At 65.5% G+C, this 385-nt stretch carries 1 pseudogene; it reads right to left on the bottom strand.

Annotated elements, in window-relative coordinates:
- Positions 1 to 385: pseudogene (locus Q4528_RS12795) on the bottom strand (hypothetical protein); the annotation flags it as partial.

Here is a 385-nt window from a genome sequence, read left to right as displayed (position 1 = left end):
CGTTGGCATCACGCACTTCGGCAAGCGGGGCATCCGGCTGGCTCAGGATACGGGCATAATGGAACTCATGCCCACGCAGGCGTGTGCCCACCTCGAACCCCGGCATTGGCGCAGAAAGCTCTGCCAGACGGTAGCCCAGGTTCATTTTGCGCTTGGCAAAACTGGTCTCAAGCCCCAGCAACCCCAGCATCTGGTGCCGCTGCCCCTGTGCATCGACCAGCCCGGCCCCCAGTGCCATATAGCCCCCGCATTCACCGTGGACGGCGCGGGTCTGGGCAAAACGGTGCAGACCGGACCGCAGCCGGTCATTGCCCGCCAGCCGCCCTGCGTGCAGTTCGGGATAGCCGCCCGGCAGCCAACAACAATCCGCGCTGTCATCCGGGAC

Source organism: Staphylococcus pasteuri (assembly GCF_030547725.1).
Taxonomy (GTDB): domain Bacteria; phylum Bacillota; class Bacilli; order Staphylococcales; family Staphylococcaceae; genus Staphylococcus; species Staphylococcus pasteuri.
Note: the sequence above shows the minus strand (reverse complement) of the source record. Positions and strands in the feature narration are given on the sequence as shown.